The organism is Mangrovibacillus cuniculi (genome assembly GCF_015482585.1).
Lineage (GTDB): Bacteria > Bacillota > Bacilli > Bacillales > R1DC41 > Mangrovibacillus > Mangrovibacillus cuniculi.
On the sequence record NZ_CP049742.1, the window covers coordinates 834,916 to 857,287 of the forward strand.

General features: G+C 37.0%; 26 protein-coding genes. 20 read left to right on the forward strand and 6 right to left on the reverse strand.

The window, feature by feature from the left end:
- Positions 1 to 59: 59 nt before the first annotated feature.
- A protein-coding gene (locus tag G8O30_RS04260; protein ID WP_239671609.1) for an IS3 family transposase occupies positions 60 to 1,405 on the forward strand; the annotation gives its coding sequence in 2 pieces (ribosomal slippage) (positions 60 to 522 and positions 522 to 1,405; 1,347 coding nt in all).
- 226 nt (positions 1,406 to 1,631) lie between these two features.
- Here the strand turns inward: G8O30_RS04260 and G8O30_RS04265 are convergent.
- On the reverse strand, positions 1,632 to 1,991 hold the full coding sequence (locus G8O30_RS04265) for a YugN family protein (RefSeq protein WP_239673750.1): 360 nt from the start codon (positions 1,989 to 1,991) through the stop codon (positions 1,632 to 1,634).
- A gap of 300 nt (positions 1,992 to 2,291) precedes the next feature.
- Between G8O30_RS04265 and G8O30_RS04270 the strand changes: the two genes are divergently transcribed.
- Complete coding sequence (locus G8O30_RS04270) at positions 2,292 to 3,356, forward strand: CAP domain-containing protein (protein ID WP_239673751.1); 1,065 nt, start codon at positions 2,292 to 2,294, stop codon at positions 3,354 to 3,356.
- Between the two features lie 319 nt (positions 3,357 to 3,675).
- Here the strand turns inward: G8O30_RS04270 and G8O30_RS04275 are convergent, their stop codons facing one another.
- Positions 3,676 to 4,167, reverse strand: coding sequence for a PaaI family thioesterase (locus tag G8O30_RS04275; protein ID WP_239673752.1), 492 nt, complete (start codon positions 4,165 to 4,167; stop codon positions 3,676 to 3,678).
- A 97-nt stretch (positions 4,168 to 4,264) separates the two neighbouring features.
- Between G8O30_RS04275 and G8O30_RS04280 the strand changes: the two genes are divergently transcribed.
- The 5 genes from G8O30_RS04280 (at position 4,265) to G8O30_RS04300 (ending at position 6,182) form a co-directional block, all read left to right on the forward strand.
- Complete coding sequence (locus tag G8O30_RS04280) at positions 4,265 to 4,684, forward strand: YlbD family protein (RefSeq protein ID WP_239673753.1); 420 nt, start codon at positions 4,265 to 4,267, stop codon at positions 4,682 to 4,684.
- A 12-nt stretch (positions 4,685 to 4,696) separates the two neighbouring features.
- Positions 4,697 to 4,939: a YlbE-like family protein gene (locus G8O30_RS04285; RefSeq protein WP_239673754.1), complete on the forward strand. Its 243-nt coding sequence runs from the start codon at positions 4,697 to 4,699 to the stop codon at positions 4,937 to 4,939.
- 42 nt (positions 4,940 to 4,981) lie between these two features.
- Positions 4,982 to 5,332, forward strand: coding sequence for a hypothetical protein (locus tag G8O30_RS04290; RefSeq protein WP_239673755.1), 351 nt, complete (start codon positions 4,982 to 4,984; stop codon positions 5,330 to 5,332).
- Positions 5,333 to 5,388: 56 nt separating this feature from the next.
- A complete protein-coding gene (locus G8O30_RS04295; protein ID WP_239673756.1) occupies positions 5,389 to 5,832 on the forward strand; it encodes a YlbF/YmcA family competence regulator in 444 nt (147 codons plus the stop codon).
- A gap of 77 nt (positions 5,833 to 5,909) precedes the next feature.
- Positions 5,910 to 6,182: a YlbG family protein gene (locus G8O30_RS04300; RefSeq protein ID WP_239673757.1), complete on the forward strand. Its 273-nt coding sequence runs from the start codon at positions 5,910 to 5,912 to the stop codon at positions 6,180 to 6,182.
- Between the two features lie 80 nt (positions 6,183 to 6,262).
- On the opposite strand, the gene G8O30_RS04305 is transcribed toward G8O30_RS04300, so the two are convergent.
- Positions 6,263 to 6,649: a DUF7147 family protein gene (locus G8O30_RS04305; RefSeq protein WP_239673758.1), complete on the reverse strand. Its 387-nt coding sequence runs from the start codon at positions 6,647 to 6,649 to the stop codon at positions 6,263 to 6,265.
- Positions 6,650 to 6,791: 142 nt separating this feature from the next.
- Here G8O30_RS04305 and G8O30_RS04310 point away from each other — a divergent pair, with 142 nt between their 5' ends.
- The 3 genes from G8O30_RS04310 (at position 6,792) to coaD (ending at position 9,836) form a co-directional block, all read left to right on the forward strand.
- Positions 6,792 to 8,201 carry a stalk domain-containing protein gene (locus G8O30_RS04310; protein ID WP_239673759.1) on the forward strand — a complete coding sequence of 470 codons (1,410 nt, stop codon included), beginning with the start codon at positions 6,792 to 6,794 and terminating at the stop codon, positions 8,199 to 8,201.
- A 580-nt stretch (positions 8,202 to 8,781) separates the two neighbouring features.
- Positions 8,782 to 9,351 carry a 16S rRNA (guanine(966)-N(2))-methyltransferase RsmD gene (gene rsmD / locus G8O30_RS04315; protein WP_239673760.1) on the forward strand — a complete coding sequence of 190 codons (570 nt, stop codon included), beginning with the start codon at positions 8,782 to 8,784 and terminating at the stop codon, positions 9,349 to 9,351.
- Positions 9,348 to 9,836, forward strand: a complete 489-nt coding sequence (gene coaD, locus G8O30_RS04320; RefSeq protein ID WP_239673761.1) for a pantetheine-phosphate adenylyltransferase — start codon at positions 9,348 to 9,350, stop codon at positions 9,834 to 9,836. The genes rsmD and coaD overlap by 4 nt, the downstream gene beginning before the upstream one ends.
- A gap of 79 nt (positions 9,837 to 9,915) precedes the next feature.
- Here coaD and ylbJ read toward each other — a convergent pair whose 3' ends face one another.
- Entirely contained in the window at positions 9,916 to 11,127 is a 1,212-nt protein-coding gene (gene ylbJ / locus G8O30_RS04325) for a sporulation integral membrane protein YlbJ (protein WP_239674488.1), read from the reverse strand.
- A gap of 187 nt (positions 11,128 to 11,314) precedes the next feature.
- Here ylbJ and G8O30_RS04330 point away from each other — a divergent pair, with 187 nt between their 5' ends.
- Positions 11,315 to 12,103: a patatin-like phospholipase family protein gene (locus tag G8O30_RS04330; RefSeq protein WP_239673762.1), complete on the forward strand. Its 789-nt coding sequence runs from the start codon at positions 11,315 to 11,317 to the stop codon at positions 12,101 to 12,103.
- The gene (locus tag G8O30_RS04335; protein ID WP_239673763.1) at positions 12,100 to 13,140 is read left to right on the forward strand and encodes a SepM family pheromone-processing serine protease; all 1,041 of its coding nucleotides are present in this window, start codon (positions 12,100 to 12,102) and stop codon (positions 13,138 to 13,140) included. The genes G8O30_RS04330 and G8O30_RS04335 overlap by 4 nt, the downstream gene beginning before the upstream one ends.
- 113 nt (positions 13,141 to 13,253) lie before the next feature.
- Here G8O30_RS04335 and G8O30_RS04340 read toward each other — a convergent pair whose 3' ends face one another.
- On the reverse strand, positions 13,254 to 14,468 hold the full coding sequence (locus G8O30_RS04340) for a nucleotidyltransferase (protein WP_239673764.1): 1,215 nt from the start codon (positions 14,466 to 14,468) through the stop codon (positions 13,254 to 13,256).
- Positions 14,469 to 15,196: 728 nt separating this feature from the next.
- On the opposite strand from G8O30_RS04340, the gene G8O30_RS04345 reads away from it, so the two are divergent.
- The 4 genes from G8O30_RS04345 (at position 15,197) to G8O30_RS04360 (ending at position 17,497) form a co-directional block, all read left to right on the forward strand.
- On the forward strand, positions 15,197 to 15,748 hold the full coding sequence (locus tag G8O30_RS04345) for a YceD family protein (RefSeq protein ID WP_239673765.1): 552 nt from the start codon (positions 15,197 to 15,199) through the stop codon (positions 15,746 to 15,748).
- 51 nt (positions 15,749 to 15,799) lie between these two features.
- Positions 15,800 to 15,973 carry a 50S ribosomal protein L32 gene (gene rpmF / locus G8O30_RS04350; protein WP_239673766.1) on the forward strand — a complete coding sequence of 58 codons (174 nt, stop codon included), beginning with the start codon at positions 15,800 to 15,802 and terminating at the stop codon, positions 15,971 to 15,973.
- Between the two features lie 95 nt (positions 15,974 to 16,068).
- Entirely contained in the window at positions 16,069 to 16,818 is a 750-nt protein-coding gene (locus G8O30_RS04355; protein WP_239673767.1) for an enoyl-CoA hydratase/isomerase family protein, read from the forward strand.
- 109 nt (positions 16,819 to 16,927) lie between these two features.
- Positions 16,928 to 17,497, forward strand: coding sequence for an RsfA family transcriptional regulator (locus G8O30_RS04360; protein ID WP_239673768.1), 570 nt, complete (start codon positions 16,928 to 16,930; stop codon positions 17,495 to 17,497).
- A gap of 124 nt (positions 17,498 to 17,621) precedes the next feature.
- On the opposite strand, the gene G8O30_RS04365 is transcribed toward G8O30_RS04360, so the two are convergent.
- Positions 17,622 to 18,098, reverse strand: coding sequence for an N-acetyltransferase (locus G8O30_RS04365; RefSeq protein WP_239673769.1), 477 nt, complete (start codon positions 18,096 to 18,098; stop codon positions 17,622 to 17,624).
- Between the two features lie 202 nt (positions 18,099 to 18,300).
- On the opposite strand from G8O30_RS04365, the gene G8O30_RS04370 reads away from it, so the two are divergent.
- From G8O30_RS04370 to G8O30_RS04385, 4 genes are all read left to right on the forward strand, one after another.
- On the forward strand, positions 18,301 to 19,626 hold the full coding sequence (locus G8O30_RS04370) for an acetyl-CoA carboxylase biotin carboxylase subunit (RefSeq protein ID WP_239673770.1): 1,326 nt from the start codon (positions 18,301 to 18,303) through the stop codon (positions 19,624 to 19,626).
- Positions 19,627 to 19,637: 11 nt separating this feature from the next.
- The gene (locus tag G8O30_RS04375) at positions 19,638 to 19,856 is read left to right on the forward strand and encodes an acyl-CoA carboxylase biotin carboxyl carrier protein subunit (protein ID WP_239673771.1); all 219 of its coding nucleotides are present in this window, start codon (positions 19,638 to 19,640) and stop codon (positions 19,854 to 19,856) included.
- Positions 19,853 to 21,358: an acyl-CoA carboxylase subunit beta gene (locus G8O30_RS04380; RefSeq protein WP_239673772.1), complete on the forward strand. Its 1,506-nt coding sequence runs from the start codon at positions 19,853 to 19,855 to the stop codon at positions 21,356 to 21,358. Before G8O30_RS04375 ends, G8O30_RS04380 begins: the two co-directional genes overlap by 4 nt.
- Before the next feature lie 131 nt (positions 21,359 to 21,489).
- Positions 21,490 to 22,368, forward strand: coding sequence for a 2-dehydropantoate 2-reductase (locus G8O30_RS04385; RefSeq protein WP_239673773.1), 879 nt, complete (start codon positions 21,490 to 21,492; stop codon positions 22,366 to 22,368).
- Positions 22,369 to 22,372: the final 4 nt, after the last annotated feature.

A 22,372-nucleotide genomic window follows, 5' to 3' on the forward strand; every position in this document is an offset into this window, starting at 1 on the left:
TGAAGATGAACTGCACCCCAATTGTTGGACACACATTCCACAGTTGGAGGTGTGTTTTTTTGTCCCAATTTTCTAAAGAACAAAAGTTACTTGCTGTTTATCGATATCAAACTGAAAATGTAAGTTATCGCTCGTTATCCAAAGAACTAGGAATTGATCCTTCGGTCCTTCGACATTGGGTGGCATTAGTTCACTATCATGGAGATACTGCGTTTTCCTTTCCCTATACAAACTATTCTTCAGCCTTTAAACTAAAAGTAATTAAATCCGTTAAAGGCTTGGACTATTCTATTAGGAAAGCAGCTGCTATTTTTCAAATTCCTGATCCTTCTATGGTGCGTAAATGGATTAGGAAGTGGGAAAGTCAAGGATCCCAAGCCTTTCAAGAAGAAGTGAGGCTAGTAGACATGACCAAATCAAAAAATACCAAACAAGATAAACAATCAAATCCATCAATAGAAGAACTTCAAAAAGAACTGGATTATCTGAGAATGGAAAATGCTTATTTAAAAAAGTTGAAAGCCTTAGTTCAGGAAAAATCACCAAAGAAATGAAAGCCAAGGTAATATATGAACTAAGGCATGAATTCCCCGTTAAAGACCTAGTTAAAGTAGCTAGAATTTCAAGAAGCACTTACTATTTCATTGTGAAGTGTTGGCAAAGAAAAGATCCTGATCGAAAATGGAAACGACGCATTAAATTCATCTATAAAAAACATAAAGGTCGATTAGGATATAGACGAATTACAGACATTCTCCAAGAAAAGGGTCACTGTATAAACAAAAAGAAAGTCTATCGTATCATGGGTGATTTGGGGTTACGCTGTATAGTAAGAATGAAAAAATATCAATCGTACATCAGTGGGTTCGGAAAAGCTTCTGAAAACATATTAAATCGTAATTTCCATGCCTCAAAGCCCAATCAAAAATGGGTGACAGATATTACGGAATTTAAACTATTTGGACAGAAACTATATTTCTCACCTATATTAGATTTATTTAATGGTGAGATTATTTCCTATACCCTTCAAACAAGACCGACATACGATCTAGTAGAAGATATGATGCTCCAAGCCCTTACTCGTAAAAAAACAAGTGATGATTTATTAATTCACTCAGATCAGGGGTGGCATTATCGAATGCCCCAATATCGTCGATTATTGAAAGATCACAATATCACCCAAAGTATGTCTAGAAAAGGAAACTGTTACGATAACGCAGTTATAGAGAACTTCTTTGGGATATTTAAATCAGAATTTATACAGTTAGAACAATTTGAGAGTGTAGAGCACTTCATACATGAATTAGAAAATTACATTTTTTACTACAATAACTTAAGAATTAAATCGAAACTAAATAGAAAAAGCCCAGTTGCCTATAGAAGAAATTATGAGCAAGCTGCTTAAATAATCTGTGTCCAATTTCAGGGGGGCAGTTCAAAGAACGCTCCTGTGGGGTCTCAGTAACCCACCTATCCCGTAGGAGTCGCCCCCTTCCGCTCCAATCCCTAAGAATTATTCTTTAAATGCACTAATTCTGCAGTATTATGATCTTCAATACAACGCAAAAAAGGTACATTCGTTTTCTCGAAATGTACCTTTTTTGTTCTGTCCCAGCCTCTTTTTCTTTAACTTAATGAGCAAAGTGTTCTACTTCTTTTTTAATATCAGCAAGAAGTTTTTCACATTGCTTTACTAAACTAGAAGGGAAGTTTTCACCTTCACCATATTCTACTCCGTGAGGGTAATAATGCTTTCCTAATAATGGTGTCATTAGTTGAATAATTGCAGTATGAGCACCAACATCTCCTTCAACTGCGTGGCCAAAGACGCGAAGGTAATATACATCCCCTTTTAATTCAAACTTTCTGTCATATGTAACTCGTTCATAATCCCATTGACCCGCACGAACTAGACCATGATGGTGCATCACTTCGTCTAATCGTTCAATTTCGGATTTTAATTGCTCTAATCCTGTATTTTCAAATTTCATCCCTTGCCCCTCCTTTACAAAAAACACTAAATAAGTGTCTTACACTCTATATTATAATAGATTATTTATACGAAAGATTCAATATAGAAAAGCGCTTACCTAGGAAAGTAAGTAAAGTATTGGTAATGAAGTCTATCCAATAGAAATAAGTGTTAGTTCTATTTTCTCTAGTAATACATAAGAATAGCAATAAGAAAATATCAAAGATTATAGATTCTGAATAGATAGTGAGTTTGTAAAGAAATCTACCATTCATTCGTGTTATAATAGAATGAGTTATAGGTAAGAGGAGGCCACCTATTGAAACTATTGATTCGTTTATTGGCAATTGTTGTTATTTTTTTATTATTCCAAGTTTATCAAGAGTGGACAAGTGTACCTTCATCTCCATTGTCAGGTAGTGATACGGTTCATGATCCGGAACCAACAGATGAGATTGAATCTGATCAAGAAGGTAATAGTCAACCTGAAAAAGAACTTGAAGGTATTTTTCAATATATGGATAAGCCTGTCGCAAATTTATTAAAAGATTATGGGGAACCCTCTAGAGTGGATCCTTCTCCTTATGGCTATCAATGGTGGATATATGACCAAGATCCCAATACTTATTTCCAAGTAGGTGTTGAAGCGAATAAAATTGTAACCGTTTATGCATTAGGACCAAAAGTTAATGTGGAACCATACAAAATTGGTCAGCCTCTTGAAGATATTTATCGTTCAACCATGCTTACGACGGAATTAGTGATTGACCATGAGATGGGTTCTTATCAATTTGAATTAACAGAAGAAGATCTTAACATTCGTCCGCTAGTAGAGATGGGAGACTTGTATGTACAGCTTTATATTGATAAAGTTGCGGGGAACTTATCAAGTGTTCGCTTAATGAATAAAGATGTGTTAATTAGGCAAAGGCCATACGAACTCCTCTATCGTGGAGAGTTACTAGAAGTTAAAGAACCCACGGAAGAAGAGTGGGTGGAGATTGCAGAAGCAGCAGAGAAACAGGTCTTATCTATCACAAATGCAATGAGGCATAAATTTAATCTTAATTCATTAGAGTGGGATGATGAAACGTCTGAAGTTGCATTTAAACATAGTGAAGATATGGCACTAAATAATTTCTTTGATCATGAGTCACCTAATTCGGGTGATTTAGGTGATCGATTAGCTGAAGGAAATATTTTCTTTAATGCAGCAGGTGAAAATATCGCCGCTCATTATTTAGATGCACCAGCAGCAATGGAAGGTTGGTTAAATTCAGAAGGGCACCGTAAAACCATGTTAGAGCCAGATTTCACGCATCTTGGGGTGGGTGTCTATGAGAAATACTATACTCAAAACTTCTTAGAGAAAGACTGGGAGTAACAAAGTCTATATGAATTAAATTTGCTTGCGCAAAACATAAAAAGGTACATTCAACATTCTGAATGTACCTTTTTGGTGATAATAACTTAGGAATTTTAAATAAAATACTACTGCAGAATTAGTGCTTAGTGTAATCAAACGTCGCGATTAGAGGGGAAGGGGGCGACTCCTACGGCATAGGTGGGTTACTGAGACCCCTAAGGAGCTTCAACGAGAAGATGCCGTGTCTAGCTGCAAATGCGCAACTGCTCTGGAAACTCCGAAGGCTCTGTACAGTCACTTTTAGTTTGAATCAAATCGTTATGATTTAAAACGTTACTTACCAGCTCTTTGGGATAAACGCAAAGCTAGCTGTTGCATATGCTATTTGCTTTCCGTTTTCTAATTTAGCTGAAGAACCTAGCACCATAGTCGTTTGACCGTGATGAATGATATGTACGTCCGCTGTTACGTTTTTCCCTATTCCTGGAGCTGTAAAATGAATGTTTAATTGGGTAGTAACAGCAGCAAAACCTTCTTTAGCTAATTTGTTAGCCATTGTTCCCATAGCAGAATCAATTAATGTAGTTGTCATTCCTCCATGAAGAATACCTAGGGAATTATGTGTTATTTCTGAAATAGGTATTGTCATTTTCAATGATTCCTCTGAGATATCCGTATGTAAATCAAACAAACTACTTAACCAACTTTGTTTTGGTTCCTCAACTTGTCTCTCTATACCCTTTAATAATCTTTCTATCGTAGCAAGATCTGATGGATTTGCACGCTCTATAAGTTTGTTAAAACGGTCTTGTACTATTTCCTTACTCATTTATAGATCCTCACTTTTTCTATTTGGATAGGCACTAATCATTTCTTCTTATCATACATTATCATATTGAAAAGGTATATGTAATGGGGTGATAAATGTGACGAAAGAACAAAGAAAAGAGCAGTTCAAAAAATTTGTTCGGTCCCATCCTGGATTAAAAAATGAGGTGGATAGTGGAAATAAGACGTGGAGAACCTTATTTGATGAATGGGAATTGTTCGGGGAAGATGATCCGATGTGGAATGACTACTCTACTTCTCCGCAAAAAGATAAAGTTACTCCAACAAAAACAGAGACGAAGAGCGAGGACTCATCATCTGGTCTTGTTTCCCAACTAACTTCTATGGTAAAGAATATGGATGGCGAGCAAATGAATCAACACTTGGATTCTTTGAATCGTGCGATTGGTGCAATCCAAGGAATTTTAGGCCAGTTTCAGGGTACGAACAAATCAACAGAAACAAGAAGTACTACAGAACCTGCAAAAAAGAATCCATTTTCTTTTCGCCAAGACTAAGGAGGAGATTGAATGCGATCTGATATGCTGACGTATATACGATCTAATAAAGATTACGTTCAATTTATTCATGAGCAACCAATGTGGTATAGAACGTTAAGTCGTAGGCCAGATCTTTTAGAACAGTTTGAAATAGCTTCTATTAATCATTTGCAAAAGACTATTCCTCATCGAGTACAAAAATTTGAAAATAACGTACAAATGGCAAATATGATGATGAATATGTTCTATATGTTTAACCAATCGGGTGAATAAAGTCTTTGTTCATCGTATACGCTAGGGAGAAAAGGAGCGTGTATGATGAAAAAAATACTGTCGATTAGTATCTTTTGCTTGTTACTTATAATAGGTTCTATATCTCCTGTTTCTGCAAAGTCTCCGAATACTTTCACTGTTAATCATCTTGTTCAACAACAAGACGTGTATGTAGATTGTTATGTAGAAGGTGTGACATTGTCTGGCTTAGGAAAAGGAAAGAAAGCAAAGGCAGTCGTTTCTATAGATGGTATTGTTGTAGGACAATTCCATCAAGCTGCTTTTATCCTAAAGGACGTGTCTAAAGGAGAGCATATTTTAACTGTCGAAATAAAAGAACGAACAGGTAAGTCACTTGGGATGAAAAAAGACCTTCCTATCAGTGTTCAATAACAGACATATGACAACTACCTCTATCCCATGATAAACTGGAAAGTGGAGGTGGGCACATGCTTGCTACAATGGAAAGATTAGAAGTATTAGATACAGCCGATGCATTAGCAGAAGCGATACTTTCATCAGATATAGTAGAAGAGTATCGTTTGACATATAAGGAACTAAAGACAAACAAAGAAACACAAAAGAAAGTTAAAGCATTTATGTACTATAAAGAACGATATGAGGAAGTAGTTCGATTCGGGAAATACCACCCTGATTATAAAGAAGTCATGAAACGTATCCGTGAAGTAAAGAGAGAAATGGATATGGATGATTGTGTAGCTGCATTTCGAAGAGCAGAAACAGATTTGCAACAACTTCTAGATGAGATCAGTGTAAAAATCGGTCATTCGGTTTCTAAAGGTATTAAAGTACCAACAGGAAATCCGTTTTGGGATAGTGGCGGTTGTAGTGGTGGATGTTCTACAGGAGGCTCTTGTGGCTGTTCAGCCTAAGAGTCTTTATTTCTGTTTGAAAGTTTAGATAATAGTGTGCTAGACTAAAGAAAATGTAATGTACGAGGAGAAAAGCGATGATTGAGCGTCAAGGAATTATTGTATGGCTTTATAGTCTAAAGCATGCTAAATCACTACGTCGATTCGGAAATGTAATTTATACATCTAAACGTTTAAAATACGTAGTAATTTATAATAACGCAGAAGACCATGAAAAATTAGTTGCAAAGATGGAAAATTTAAACTTTGTTCGCAAAGTAGATTCTTCCTTTAAGCCAATGATTAAAACGGAATATGAGAACTCTAAACCCGACAAAGCAAAAGAGTATGATTATAAAATGGGCTTTTAATAAAAAGTGTCTAGAACAATCTAGTTATTGTTCTAGACACTTTTTTGTTGCGGGGGCAGGGAACGATTAGACTCCCTCTTTTACATCCCAATCAAGTACCTATTCATGCGTAATATTCCTATTAAATGCTGAAAATACAATTCTTTTTCGTGGAATGTATGAGATGGTTTTACTTCAAGTATATGTGGTGTTTTACCTACTTCTCTCGCCCAACCTTCAATCATTTCGTGTCTCTTTGTTTTTTGACTTTTGTTGAACGAAATCCCTTCCCGACAATAATAAATTGGTTGAAAATCACCAGTAGTTGTAGGTGTAAGAATTAATCCTACAGAAAGTTTTTCTTTGTCGTTAATAGTAGTCTTAAACAATAATAAGTGTTGGACACGGTCTTTTTGTGATCGAAGAATTGCCTCTAGCTCATATAAATCAGAATACCCTTCTCCTAATTCTATAAAGCGTTGAATCATTAATTTTCCTCTTTTCTTTCTTAAATTCTTCTTCTATATTATCACGAGTGTAGAAAAAACTCGAAATTGTTTAGAAAGTAGTGACGAATTAAAAGTATTTTTGATATGTTAGTCATAACAAGTAAATAAAGGGAGAAATTACATGAATCGATTGTCACTCTTCATGACAGCATTGTTATTAGTTACTATCGGAGCCTTTAGTTACCTTCAGTGGACAAGTTATCAAGATGTGAATGGTGGATATGCTGAAAATAAAGTGGTATGGGAATTTTCAGTTGTTCATGATAATAATGTATTGACGATTGAACAATATTCTCAAGACGTGCCAGCTGGAGTCTATACCGTAAATTGGCCAGAAGATACATTGGACGTTCAATGTATGCAAGAGGAAGCGATTTGCGAGTGGGATTCTGAATCCAAAGAGACAGTAAATATAACGGATTCCCCAGTTTTATTTACGTATGTTATTCCTTTATCTAATAAGGAGACAGAAGGAATAATTTTGCGTGATTGGAGTGTAATGTTAGAAGAAGTAAAGACGAAAGAAGTCACTATTTCTATTACACAAAGACAATATAGAGATGGAGTATGGATTGCTGCTTTAGGTACGAATGGAAAAGTAAGTAAAGAACTTATCACATTTTATGAATATCAAGGAGATTTTGTATCTCCGCTTGTCTTCCATCCAACTTCTTTACAAGTCAATTACATTGGATCTGATCTTACAATTTGGTCAGAAAAAGAAGTGGACATACCACAAGAAAAAGATGATCTTTTATTAAAAGAAGACATTAAATTAAAGCCAATTTCCCTGATTGTATCAAATGAGTTAGAATTATTCGAAAGTGAACGGTTACTCGTGGTCTCTTCAGAGGAAAATTTAATAGAGTTACGTGAAAAGAGAATTAGTCAATGGATGCAAAGTAAATGGAAAGATGATGCTAAGTGGCAATCTGATATTTTTGTTGCTGACGTGTTAGGTGTAGATTTACCTAGCTCAAAGCGTAAGAATATGAAAAATGAATTGGAAGCTACGTTAACACCTAAACAATATGAAGCACTTATTTCTAGCATTTTCACTGCTCCTAAAAACAGCATTAATCCCGTTGCATTAGATGAATTTGTACATGACATAGTTGGCCAAGAGACTAATTTCTTTACAGTGAACGCAAATGGGGATGTACCACTTGTTCCTTTTTTTACAAGAAAAGATAAGCCTCTTACTTATCAAGGAAGTGAATTAGAAGGTATTTCTGTCCAATACTTTCGCAATAAACCTGTTGTTCCGTTTGAAGAATTTTTAAAAGAAATTGGTTATGAAGTAACTCAAGTTTCGCAGGAATCGGCGTATATCCTAGAAAGAGGTGGAAACAGGTATCGATTCTTTACAAATCAAAATATCTTTATTTTGAACGAAGAAGACTATGGTTTGTTAGAAAACCCATTACTTCGACTTGGAGATACCATTTATATCGAAACCGGATGGTTAGAACAATTTTTTTCTATAACTGTTGAGGAGAATGAGACAAACTATGAGGTGGTTGGATTGTAATTGGTGATCTTTTGATGAGATTTATGTAAGAGAGGATTACGTTGCTTTCTTTCGTTTGTTTGGGTTTGTTGCGTAGTTATTTTATAGTAAGGAGACTCATCTAAGTACGGACCACACTGCTTTCTTTCGTTTGTTTGGGTTTGTTGCGTGGTGATCTTATAGTAAGGAGACTCATCTAAGTACGGACCACACTGCTTTCTTTCGTTTGTTTGGGTTTGTTGCGTGGTGATTTTATAATAAGGAGACTCATCTAAGTACGGACCACATCACGTGGTCAACGATGAGTTGTTACGTCACGTAACAAAAAATCCCCATGGAAACCATGGGGGTCCTTCTATATCCTTAGAGGAAAGAAGGTAAAGGGAGAGGAGAAACCGGAGGAAGAACTTATGGGGAAACGTAAGTCTTCTCCGCGGTTGGCAACACCAACCAAATGATGTTGTTACTACCATTATCACCGTAAATCAGAAGTCTATACATTATTTAGCAATTTAATTTATTTGCTATTGACTTGGGTACTTTTTCTTTTTCGATTCCTATGGTAGGATGGTAGGGAATTTGTCGAAGAGTAGGTGTCAAGATGAGAGTAATTTCAGGTGACTGGAAAGGTTTACGTTTAAAGGCTGTACCAGGTTCTTCAACTAGACCGACAACTGATAAAGTAAAAGAATCTATTTTTAATATGATTGGACCATACTTTGAAGGTGGAATAGGTCTAGACCTATTTGCTGGTAGTGGTGGACTAGGTTTGGAAGCTTTAAGCAGAGGTTTCGAGAAAATGATTTTTGTAGATCGTGATACATATGCTTTTCAAACCATAAAGGATAATGTAAAGACTTGTAAAGCGGAGGATTTGGTAGAGCTTTATAAGATTGATGCTGAGCGAGCATTAAAAGCTATTGTTAAAAGAGAAGTAACTTTTGATGGGATTTTCCTTGATCCACCATATAAAAAACAACAGCTTATTTCCTTATTAGAAAAAATTGATCACCATACATTAGTTAATGAAAGTGGTTTCGTTATGTGTGAGCACCATTCTGATGTTGAGCTGCCACAACAGGTAGGAAATCTAGTTTGTATAAGAAAAGAAACATACGGAATTATATCCATTTCTATCTATCGCAATCGAGATGAGGAGGAAGCTCAGTGACAAAAAGAGCGGTGTGTCCTGGCACGTTTGACCCTATTACAAATGGCCATTTAGATATTATTGAAAGAGCGGCTAAAGTGTTTGATGAAATATATGTATGCGTATTAAATAATTCATCTAAAAGTCCTGTATTTACAGTTGAGGAACGTGTAGAGCTAATTAAACAATCTACTTCACATATTCCAGCTGTACGAGTAGAAAGTTACCAAGGGTTGCTTATGGATTATGCTATAGATGTAAAAGCCGATGCAATCATACGTGGTTTACGAGCTGTTTCGGACTTTGAATATGAGATGCAAATTACTTCTATGAACCGAGTCTTAAATGAAAATATTGAAACGTTCTTTGTTATGACGAACAACCAATATTCATTTTTAAGCTCTAGTATTGTAAAAGAGGTAGCTAAATACGAAGCAACAATTGATGATTTAGTTCCAGCTCCTGTTGCTGTCGCGCTAAAAGAGAAATTCCGCTCAAATGAATGAGCGGAATTTCTTTTTGTTACATGATCAGTAATAACTCATCGTTAGACACGTGATGTGGCTTTCTCTTAGAAGAGTCTGCTTACACACTCTTTATTCTTCGCCACAATAAAATGGTGTATAGAGATAGAGAGAAGATGGTAATAATTGGTCCAAAGGTCACAAACCATTGATAAACAGACGATGCGATTTCTTGCACATTTTGCTGAAATACAGGTATTGCAGTAGATGGGACGTCGTTATATTGAAATTTAGAAAATACCACTTTCCATAACACTAACGTAATGATACTTGCAAATACGCCGTGCATAATTCTTGCCATAAAGAAAGGCTTAAATCGAATATCTGTTTCTGCTAATATACTAGCAACTTGTGCTTGGACACTAAAGCCACTAAATGCAAGAATAAAGCTTGTCACAATCGCTTGTTGAAGTAAAGTGGCTGTCTCCACCTGACTAGTTAATTGACTTCCAAGAGTTATTTCAAAGATTCCGGATATATAAGCCATTGTCATAGCTGGATCTAATCCCAATAAAGTAAAAATAGGCTTTAAGTTTTCAGCAAAAAAAGGAGTAACGTGTAGTAAAAAGAGTAGTTTATTCAATACAGAAAACAAAATAATAAAGCCACCAATCATTAGTAATGATTGAATGCTAGAAGAAACAGCCTCTCCAAGTAACTTTCCAATAGGCTTATTGTTATTCATCCGAGTCTTATGCATGACTCGTAACGCTTCTTTAATCGAAAACTTAGATTTATCAATAGGATGATCAATTTCATCTCTTCCATGAAATCGCATAAACATACCAACAAAGATATTTCCGGCATAGTGAGCTATAGCTAGTAAAATTCCGAGTGTTGGGTTAAAAAAGAATCCGACAGACACAGCACCAAAAATAAACAATGGATTCGAGCAGTTTGTAAAAGAAACTAATCGTTCTGCTTCAATTCTAGTTAAGGTTCCTTCCTTTCTTAACCTAGCTGTTAATTTTGCTCCGGAAGGGAAACCAGATGCCATACCCATTGCCCAAACAAATCCCCCAACTCCAGGCACCTTAAATAACGGTCGCATTAGAGGCTCTAACAGGATACCAATAAAGCGAACAACACCTAAGCTAATCATCATTTCTGAAACAATAAAAAATGGTAATAATGATGGAAAGACTATCTCCCACCACATATGGAGTCCTCTTGTTGAGGCTTGGAAAGAGTCTTGCGGAAATAAAATCAATGAAACAGCCAAAAGTAATACTGCGGATGCGAGTGTAATTGTTTGTACTTTACTTGTAGTAATCAAAAATGTAGCCCCCTACAAAGAAAATCAAAGTTTTATGAATTGTGATCTTAAGTTTGGTAAAATATGATAGACACGAACTTTTATATAATTAAAACCACGTTTTGCTTGTCCTTATCTGTATCAATATACTCATAGGTTTCAAAAATAGACCATACGTTAAGAACAGTGGAATGGAGGAGTGAAGATGGATTATCCGAAAGTTGGATTGGCTCTAGGTTCAGGTGGTGCTAGAGGATTTGCCCATATTGGAGTAGTAAAAGTTCTCCAAGAAGAGGGTATCCCCATTCATTTTATCGCTGGCAGTAGTATGGGGGCATTAGTGGGGGCATTGTTGGCAGTGGGGCATGATATGGACCAACTATATAAAATGTCTAATTCCTTTAGAAGGAAATTCTTCATGGACTTTACTGTACCAAATATGGGATTCATATCTGGTTCAAGAATAAAAGAATTTATTCGTATTTTTTCTCATCAAAAAAACATAGAAGATTGTCAAACCCCTTTGGCGATTGTAGCCACAGACTTAATCAAAGGGGAAAAGGTAGTCTTTAGAGAAGGGCCAATTGATCAAGCTGTTCGAGCGTCTATCTCTATTCCTGGTATATTTGTTCCAGAAAAATGGGATGGTAAATTATTAGTAGATGGTGGGGTCATCGACCGAGTTCCCGTTTCAGTCGTAAGAGAGATGGGGGCAGACCTTGTAATAAGTGTTGATGTCTCCCATGTTAAAAGAGATGCAGAAATTAATAATATTTATGATGTAATTATGCAAAGTATCGACATCATGCAATTAGAAGTAGCTCATAGAAGAGAAATTGATTCTGATATAATGATAAAACCAAAAGTGGGAAAGTATAGCTCAAGAGCCTTTACAAATATCCAAGAAATTATCAGTGTTGGGGAAGAGGAAGCAAGGAAGCACTTGCCAAAAATTAGAGAAGCAATAGAGCATTGGGGGGAACATTTGAAGTGAAAGGCAAAAAAGCAGGCTTCATTTTTTTACTTTTATGTATCACTGCATTTCTTGTATTATATCCACTACCTTACTACATTTCTAAACCAGGATTTGCACATGAATTGGATGGAGTAGTAACCGTTCAGGAAGCGGATGAGGATCGTGGTCAGTTCTTTTATACAACCGTTTCCATGATGAAAGCCACACCGGTGACCTATTTAGTAGAAAAAATGAAAAATAGTAATAATATGGTTCCGATAAATCAAGTTAGATTAGAAGAAGAAACGGATGAAGAGTTTCATGTACGACAATTACAGTACATGAATCAATCCAAAAACCATGCTATCCAAGCTGCGTTCAATAAAAGTGGCGATATCTACGAAGAGGTGACCAATGGAGTCTATATTCTTGGAGTGATTGGAACTGCACCTGCAGCGGAATTCTTAAAGGCTGGTGACTTGTTACTGAAGGTAGATAACCAAACAATATCTTCATCAGAAATGTTTATCTCTTATGTACAGAAAAAGTCAGAAGGTGACCAGGTTTCGCTACAAGTCATGCGAGGAAAAGAAACGTTTTCTGAAACAATTTCTCTTACTACTTTAGAAGAGACAGGGAAAATTGGCTTAGGTATCTCATTGGTAGAAGATAAACAAATAAAACCTGAACGAAAAGTCACATTTCAAACAGATCAAGTTGGTGGTCCTTCTGCAGGGCTAATGTTCGCGCTAGAAATATATAACCAACTAGTACCAGAGGACATCTCTAACGGCAATTTAATAGCAGGTACAGGTGAACTGTTCGAAGATGGTAAAGTCGGAAGAATAGGTGGAATCAAACATAAAGTAGTAGCGGCTTCAAGAGCTGGAGCAGAGTACTTTATTGCTCCAAATGATAAGGTGAGTCCCGAACTAACAGAAAAATACCCAGAAATCAAAAGTAATGCTAAAGAAGCAGCGGAAGCAATAGAGGAAGAAGGATTAAAGATTAAATTATTACCAGTAGAGTCATTTGAAGAAGCACTTCAAGTACTAGAAAACCTACCTAAGAAATAAAAAAAGCTGTTCCTAAAGTGAGATTAATCGCTATGGGAACAGCTTTTTTTGAGGTTTAACCAGTAAAAAGACATTATGGGAACGGGATGTTACTTGTGCTTAGTTACGTCTCTTTACTTTTGGATAAAGGGTATTTGCTTAAATTCTCGTGCACCTTCCGCCACCTGCATAGTGGACAAATATCCTAATGAATAGGCATATGCCGCTCGTTGATCTATTTGTAGTAAGGATTCTTTTCCTTGAGAGAAAGTTGATAAGATTGGAAGTGTAAATGATTCTTTGTTTTCTTTTATGTATCTTCTACCATTGGAAGATGCAGCTAACAGTCTAGCATAAGTAGGTAGCTTGGATAAATGATGATTTGCTTCCTGTTTATCTATGTGTAAAAGTAAATAAACCAACGTGCGTTGAATTCTATTCCAAGTGTATCTTTTGGTTTTAACTAGTTCCATGAAGTGAGGAAAATGTACTGCATGTATAGCGGCATGTTGGAGTCTTGATTCTAATCCTTCCTCCATACCATAAATGGTTGATAAAACAGGAATTGGTGTAGTGATAAGTTTACTTCTAACTATTGGATACAGTGATTCCCAAGTCATTAATGGTTTTTCGTTTTCTACATATGCCGTTATTTCTGAGTAAGAGCTAGGAGGAACATATTGAGACCATTCCCTGCTATCGTTAAGTATAGCTTTTCTAATAGCAGTTGCAGATGCTATAAAGGAGTGTTCTAATTCTTCATCGTGATAGTTTGCGTGCTTCCTTTTTATCGTTTCCGCTTTTATAAGTGGGTTAATTTTTTGGATAGCTTCTATGTATGCTAAACCTAAACGGTTATTCGGTTGTCGGATATCTAGCATTTGAAGATGATTTTCGGTTGAAACAGATTCGAGTGCTAAATCATATGCTTTTGGAAAAGAATGACCTTCCTGCAAAAAATCTTTTACTTTACAATCAATAGAATGCTGAAATTCTTTTTCTAACTTAATGTGTTCAGTGAAGTCTTGTACTTCTCCATGCTCACTTCCAAAACAAATAGATTTTACTCCTAAAGCATTTAAAATGCCCACACTTCCTCTAGCAAAATTATGGGAGGATTGAACAGCAAATAACGTTGGTAGCTCTATAACAATGTCTACACCGCCTAAGATTGCCATCTTGGCTCTTTCCCACTTCGGTAATAGGGCAGGTTCTCCGCGTTGTAAAAACGCACCGCTCATCACTGCGATTAGAATATCTGCATTTGTTTTTTCTCTAGATGATTGGGCATGAAAGTAGTGCCCATTATGAAATGGATTGTATTCGACAATTAACCCTGTAGCTTTCATTTTTCAACCTCATCTCGACATTTATTTTCCTTTTATGTTATCTTGTTTTAGTAAGAATGAAAAGCTACGCCAATACATAACAGATTGATGATGTTTTAATCGTTACATTTTTGTTTACAATGAAGCGTATCAGTTCTTTTTATAAAGTTGATTATATTTTCTGTGCCGCGGCTGAATGCGCGGCGTAAGCTTTTGTTACGTGACCGGTAACAACTCGGTGTTGACCACGTGATGTGGTCTGATCTTAACCGAGTATCCTTAATAATTACTTAGGTTTTCGTGGTGTCTAGCTTCCGGTGCGCAGATGCTCGGCAAACTCAGATGGCCCTGTGGTGGCTGAGGAGCTGCCTCCTCGGTCCCTCCAAGTTTGCTGCCGCATCTAAACGCGCGCCTTCAGCTTTTCGTGGTGTCTAGCTTCCGGTGCGCAACCGCTTGGGAAACTCTGAAAGCCCTCCGGTGGTTGAGGAACTACCTCCTCGGTCTTCCAGAGTTTCCTGCCGCGGCTGAACGCGCGCCGTACGCTTTTCGTGGTGTCTAGCTTCCGGTGCGCAGATGCTCGGCAAACTCAGATGGCCCTGTGGTGGCTGAGGAGCTGCCTCCTCGGTCCCTCCAAGTTTGCTGCCGCATCTGAACGCGCGCCGTACGCTTTTCTATGATGTAAAGAAAATATATTGACAAACTAATTCTGCAATACTATAATTACTTTTGTTGCATTGGGAGTGATCTTGATGAAATGGTCCACGGTTCAGTTACAAAAATATCGTGATAAAGGGATTGCCATTGACGAACACATTCACATAGCCAATGAAATGAAAGCACTCAATCCGGAGATTCTTGATGTGTCCCCTCTACACGTAAAAGGGCGCGGAGATGTATCAGCGGATTCAGTATCCTTTCATTTAACCATTGAGGGAACTTTGGTTTTACCTTGTTCTCGGACGTTGGTAGATGTAAATGTTCCCGTTCATGTTGAAACAAGAGAGACTTTCTTATTAAAGACCTCTATGTTTGATGAAGACATGATTGATCGTCAAGAGGAACTACACGAAGTTAAGGGTGAGACAGTAGACCTTCTTCCTATCATACGAGAGATTCTTCTCTTAGAAATACCGATGCAAGTATTTAGTGAAGAAGCAAAACGTTCTGATTCCTTACCATCCGGTCAAGACTGGGAGGTAATGACGGAAGAAGAACGGGAAACGGCTTTGGAGGAAGAGGAACCAAAAGTTGATCCTCGATTAGCCGGTCTTGCTGGATTATTTAACAAAGACAACGAATGATAAAAGGAAATACAATTTTCCTTCAGTAGGTCTATTAAGGAGGTGGGAACAATGGCAGTACCATTTAGAAGAACATCTAAAACAGCTAAACGTAAACGTCGTACTCATTTCAAGTTAGCAGTTCCTGGTATGGTTGCATGCCCTAACTGTGGTGAAATGAAACTATCACACCGCGTTTGTAAATCATGCGGAACATACAAAGGGAAAGAAGTTGCAAGTAACTAATTTTTCTTTGATAAAAGCGTAAAGAGACCATGGCTCTTTACGCTTTTTTTTGTGCTAAAATGTAAGTTGGAAGTACAAATGAAGGAGTAGGGATCATGGACTATCGAGTAGAATTACAAGACGATATATATACATTTACAATAAATAGACCTAATAAACGGAATGCCATAAGTTTATCTGTGTTACAAGGATTAAAACAAACGATTGCAGAAATAAAGAGCACTCCTACAGTGAAGATGTTAATCATCAAAGGCGAAGGCGAAGATGCATTTTGTTCTGGTGGAGATGTAGAATACTTTCACCAATTTGCTAAAGGAGAAGAGATTAAGCCAATATTTCTTGAGGCTGCAGCTATTTTATTTGATCTAGCAACGTGTCCAATCCTTACTATTGCAGATTTAGAAGGACACACTTTAGGAGGTGGGGCGGAACTTGCTGCCGCCTGTGATCTTCGAATACTGAGAAAAGGGTCAAAAGTAGCGTGGATACAAGGAAGGATTGGTATTTCCACAGGATGGGGAGGAGCAAACTTATTATTTGAAAGAGTCAATAAACCATATGCCATGAAATGGTTGACCTCTACAAAAGTAATTACAGAAGAAGACCTAATACACTCTGGCTTCATACAACATATCTATGAAGATTCTAAAGAACGAAATGAGATAATAGCAAATTATAAGCAACAACACGTAGAGGTGATTCGATCCTATAAGGCTACTTTGGTGGATGGATTACATAGTCATCTAGTAGTTAACATGAAAAAAGAGGTAGAGAGGTGTTCTATGTTGTGGGAGAACCCTACGCATATGGAAGCGGTAGAACATTTTCTTTCAAAAAAACAATAGTGCGTGGTAAAACATTTATATGAAACCAAACTTTTATCCCATCTTTTTTAGTCTATGAGTTCTAGTATGAGCATACGTATGAACAAAAGGGAAAAAGGGGGAACTTAGAATGGTTTCAACAAGACAAGATGCTTGGACACAAGAGGAAGATTTACTATTAGCAGAAGTAGTATTACGTTGTATTCGGGAAGGTGGAACTCAACTTCAAGCATTTGAGGAAGTAGGAAGAAAACTATCAAGAACAGCAGCTGCTTGTGGATTTAGATGGAATTCGGCAATTCGTAAACAATATAAAAATGGTATTGAAGTAGCAAAAAAACAAAGGAAAAAAGCAAAACACGCTATCCATCATTCTCACTCCTTACCAGATAAAGAAAAGCCATTACAGGAAGAATCGAAGGAAGCGGACCTTCCCTTTAATTTCAATGAAGTTGTAACGTATCTTCGTTCGTTATATGAAAAAGCTACTGATGAAAACGGAAGATCTTCTGAAGATGTAGAGAAGCTATTGGTTCAATCGAGAGAACAGGAAGAAGCCTATAAGTCTTTATTAGCGGCGTATCATCAATTAGAAGATGAATATAAAGAACTAATTGCCTTTTTGGATAAAGCGCTAAACAGAACTACGTCTAAAGAAACACCTTTAACCATTCGTTCTAATGGATACATTCAGCGCTAAGAGAATCTATTACTTAAGTAAACTAAAAAATATTAGGGACAGTAAAAAGCCCAGCCGTACCCCAAAAAGTTGGGGAAAGCTGGGCTTTTTATTTTTAAAAATTAAGAATAAATGGCGTACATGGTTACATAGCTTCGTCTGTTAAAGAAGAACTATCTGCAGGTTGCCATAACAATGGATTTTCTCCTAAATCTCTTTCCATTTGATAGTCCGCGCTTGTAAAGCCAAGAGAAGTCCAGAATTCGTGTGATTGAACTCTTGGGTTAGTTTTTATCGGCAGGTTAAATGACTTAGCATAATCTACTAAAGCTTTTCCGTAACCTTTTCGTTGGTATTGTGGTAAAACTTCTAATTTCCATACCTCTAAATAATCTTGAGGAGGATTAAAGTATTTATCGTATTTAGCATCTCGTTTATAGAGGCTCATACGTGCGACTAGTTTGTCTCCAAAATAGATTCCGTAAAAAGGAGAGATACTATCGTTTTCAATAATATTAGATTGTAAGTCCTCCATCATTGATAGTTCTTGAATTCCATATTCACGAAATTTTTTAAATTCTTCTAGCGTTTTATAGTTTACATGTAAACGTTCTACTTTCATCACTCTATCCCCTTTACAAACTTATAGTATAGTCCCCTACATGCTTGAATACAATGTGTTGACGGCTACTTAAATTGTATCCGCTTTCACTTGGTGTGGCAAGAGAAACAGAGGTTAATGCCATCTAATTAAGAGTATTCGTATACTAAAATTATCAAACTTTTCAGTTAGTTGCAACTATCGTTAAGGATGTGATGAGGTAGTGAAATGGTTAATTGTAAATCGGGGAGAATGTGCTAGTAGGATTATTAGGACAGCGAAAAAGTGGGGAATTGAGACCGTCTGCGTTTATAGCGCTATTGACCAGCCTTTACCGTATGTAAAGGAAGCGGACCATGCTGTTTTACTGCCAGGGAATAGAGCTGATGAGAGTTATATGAACAAAGATGTTATTATTTCCATTGCTAAAGAGTGTCATGTCGATATGATCCATCCAGGATATGGGTTTTTATCCGAAGATCCTTCGTTCGCTCAAATGGTTAGAGATAATGGTATGGAATTTATTGGTCCTTCGAAGTCTGCTTTAGAGCTCTTAGGTAATAAGCGAAAAGCGAAAGAACAAGCTGAACAACTGGGAATTCCAATTATACCTGGGGTGTTAACACAAATAGAAAGCGATGAAGATATTGAGCGCTTAGCAACTAGTATTGGCTTTCCTCTGATGATTAAAGCGGTTATGGGTGGAGGAGGTATGGGTATTGTCCAATGTTCAAATTTGAATGAATTAAAAGCAAAGTGGCTTCAAGTGGAGAAGTTATCTCAACGTCTATTTCATTCATCCGAATTGATTTTAGAGAAATATATCGAATCTGCTAGGCATATAGAAGTACAAGTTATCGGTGACAAAAATGGTAACGTAATGACGGTAGGGGAAAGAGAGTGCTCTATTCAAAGAAGGCGACAGAAGTTAGTGGAAGAAGCTCCTGTTAAGAGTATATCTGAATCATGTTTAAGAAAGTTACGTGAAGCGAGTATCTCACTTGCTACTTCTATCGAATTTTACGGCATAGGTACTGTAGAGTTTTTAGTTACCAAAGATGAAGAATACTTCTTTATGGAAATGAACCCAAGGCTTCAAGTAGAACATGGAGTTACAGAGTTGGTAACAGGTATTGATTTAGTAGAAACACAATGGAGAATAGCAAATGGAGAGTCTATAACAGGTCATCAATCTGACATTCCTCATAAAGGACATGCAATACAAGTTAGGGTATATGCGGAAGATTCTAAAACTGGATACCCATCACCAGGTAAAGTCAGTTACTGTAGTTACGGAGAAATAAAGAATAGAAGATTAGAAAGAACTTATGAAACAGGTACCACGATTCCTCCTTTTTATGATCCGTTAATAGCGAAATTGATTGTTTTCACTAATACTCGGTTAGAAGCCATAACGGAATTAGAAAAATGGTTAACAGAGTTGGATATTCAAGGGGTAAAGACGAATATTGATGTCTTACAAACTATTTTATGCCACAAAGATGTAAGAGAAAACAGCATTTATACAGCGTGGTTACAAACTATTTAGGGGGAAGAGAAATGGAAATGAAATCACCAATGACTGGTACGATGTATAAAGTAGAAGTTTCGGTGGGAGATCATATTACAGTGAACGATGTATGTTTTATCTTAGAATCTATGAAGATGGAGATACCAGTACAAGCAGAACGACAAGGGAAAGTAATATCTATTGAAAAAATAGAAGGCGACTTCGTCCAAGAGGGGGATGTGCTGCTAGTATTGGAGGTAACAGAATGAATCAAGAATGGAAAGAGTGGAGAGAAAAGATAGAAGAGGCTGGCTGGAAGTCACCTAATCAATCCAATAGTGCATCCGAAAAATGGTCGGTTAGAAAGAGAATTGAAGCATTAGTAGGGGAGACGTTTGTAGAGGACGGGTGGAACGCTAATCTACTAGATGACAAACTTCCAGCAGATGGGGTTGTGACTGGAATGGGGAAAATTGGTGACCAGAAAGTGTGTATTATTGCCAATGACCCCAAAGTGAAAGCTGGATCGTGGGGAGAAAAAACAGTAGAAAAAATGATACGTCTTCAGGAGACAGCAGAAAGATTAAAGTTGCCTATCTTTTATTTAATTGATTCTGGTGGAGCTAGAATTACAGATCAATTGAAAATGTTTCCCAATCGAAGAGGTGCAGGGAAGATATTTCACCAACAAATAAATTTATCTGGATATGTACCTCAAATATGTGTGTTGTTTGGTCCGTCCGCTGCAGGGGGAGCTTATATTCCTGCTTTTTGTGACATTGTCATTATGATAGAAGGAAATGCTTCTATGTACTTAGGGTCTCCAAGGATGGCGGAAAAGGTAATAGGGGAGAAAGTTAGTTTAGAAGAGATGGGCGGAGCTAGAATGCATTGCACAATTAGTGGGTGTGGCGATGTTTTAGCACAGAATGAAGAAGAAGGTATTGAGCTAGCTAAGAAATACGTCACTCTGTTAGCGTCCTTAAAAACTAGTGGGCTGCCACCAAAAGTCGGGGAGAGAAAGCTTTCAGAAATTATTCCAAATCATGAACATGCTCCATTCTGCATGTATCAGTTCATTGATGGCTTGGTGGACGAAGATTCCTTCTTTGAGCTGAAAAAGTTATTTGCTCCAGAAGTCATTACCGGTTTTGCTAGAATAGATGGTAGATTAGTTGGAATTATTGCTAATCAACCTAAAGTAAAAGGTGGTGTACTGTTTGTCGATTCAGCTGATAAAGGAGCAAGGTTCATGCAACTTTGTGACGCCTATTCCGTACCGATGTTATTTTTGGCGGATATCCCAGGATTCATGATTGGTTCTCAAGTAGAAAAATCAGGTATCATTCGTCACGGTGCTAAGTGGATTGCGGCAATGAGTTCTGCAAACGTACCAAAAATATCCGTTATTGTCCGAAAGGCATATGGCGCTGGGTTGTATGCTATGGCTGGTCCCGCGTTTGAACCAGATTGCTGCATAGCTCTACCATCAGCAAAGACTGCTGTAATGGGTCCGGAAGCGGCAGTGCAAGCAGTCTTTGCAAAAAAAATAGAATCCATTATCGATCCATCTGAGAGGATAGACTTTGTACAACAAGAAATAAATAAATATCGAGAAGATGTGTCGCTAGAAAGAGTAGCAGATGAAATGATTATTGACGATGTAGTCCAGCCGGATGATTTGAGAGATTCATTGATAAAGCGTTTTGCTTTTTATGAAACCTCCAATAGAAAAAGATTAGAAAAAAAGAGAATGATTTTTCCAGTTTAAATAAACGTTAGCTACTAAAGGGGGACTAAATCACTTTTAGTAGCTTTTTTTCTTTGTTTTAACAGATAATTTGGTAAAATAGACTCATCATCTATTTAGCAGCTTTAGCATCTAGGAAAGGTGAGGGCAAAATGAACATTACGATTATTGGCGGTGGATCACTCGGCCTACTGTTTGGATATTTTTTAAGCTTTTCTAACAAAGTAGAATTTGTTGTGCGTTCAACTAAACAATATGAGTCTTTAACTCATAATGGCTTGCTTGCAGAAAGAAGAGAGACTGTAAAAAAAGCAAAACATATACATACAAATCTTTTATTACCTCGTAGTTACAAAACTGATTTAGTTATTGTAGCCGTTAAGTCCTATCATATATCTTCCGTTTTACCGCTTATTCAACAATACGGACCGCAAACACCCCTATTATTTATTCAAAACGGAATGAGTCATTTAACCGATATTAAGCAACTCCCTCACGGAAAAGTCGCGTTAGCAACAGTAGAGCACGGTGCAGCAAGAAAAAATGACTATACAGTCCGCATTAATGGAATTGGGAAAACTAATTTGGCAAATTACAGAGGAGAAATGAAAGACCTTCTTTTTTCGGTATTCTCGCCTCTAGAAAATGAATTTCCATGGGAATGGAACGAGGATTATGAAGTGATGATGGCGAAGAAATTAATAGTAAACGCTGTCATCAACCCTTTGACAGGCGTTTTAAAATGCAAAAATGGTGTTTTACTAAATAATCCGCACTACACTTCCCTTACAGAAGGATTGTTTAATGAGGTTATGACAGCCTTCCCAATGTTAAACAAACAAGAAGAGTGGCGAAATTTAATTGGAATCCTTCAGTCAACCAAAGATAATACATCTTCCATGCTTTCAGACTTGATTCACAATAGGAAAACAGAAATCGATGGCATATTACTACCCATTAAGAGTAAAGAAAGACCTTTAACTGAAGCGTTATACCATGCCATAAAAGGATTAGAAAAGGAGAGTGTGTAAGTTA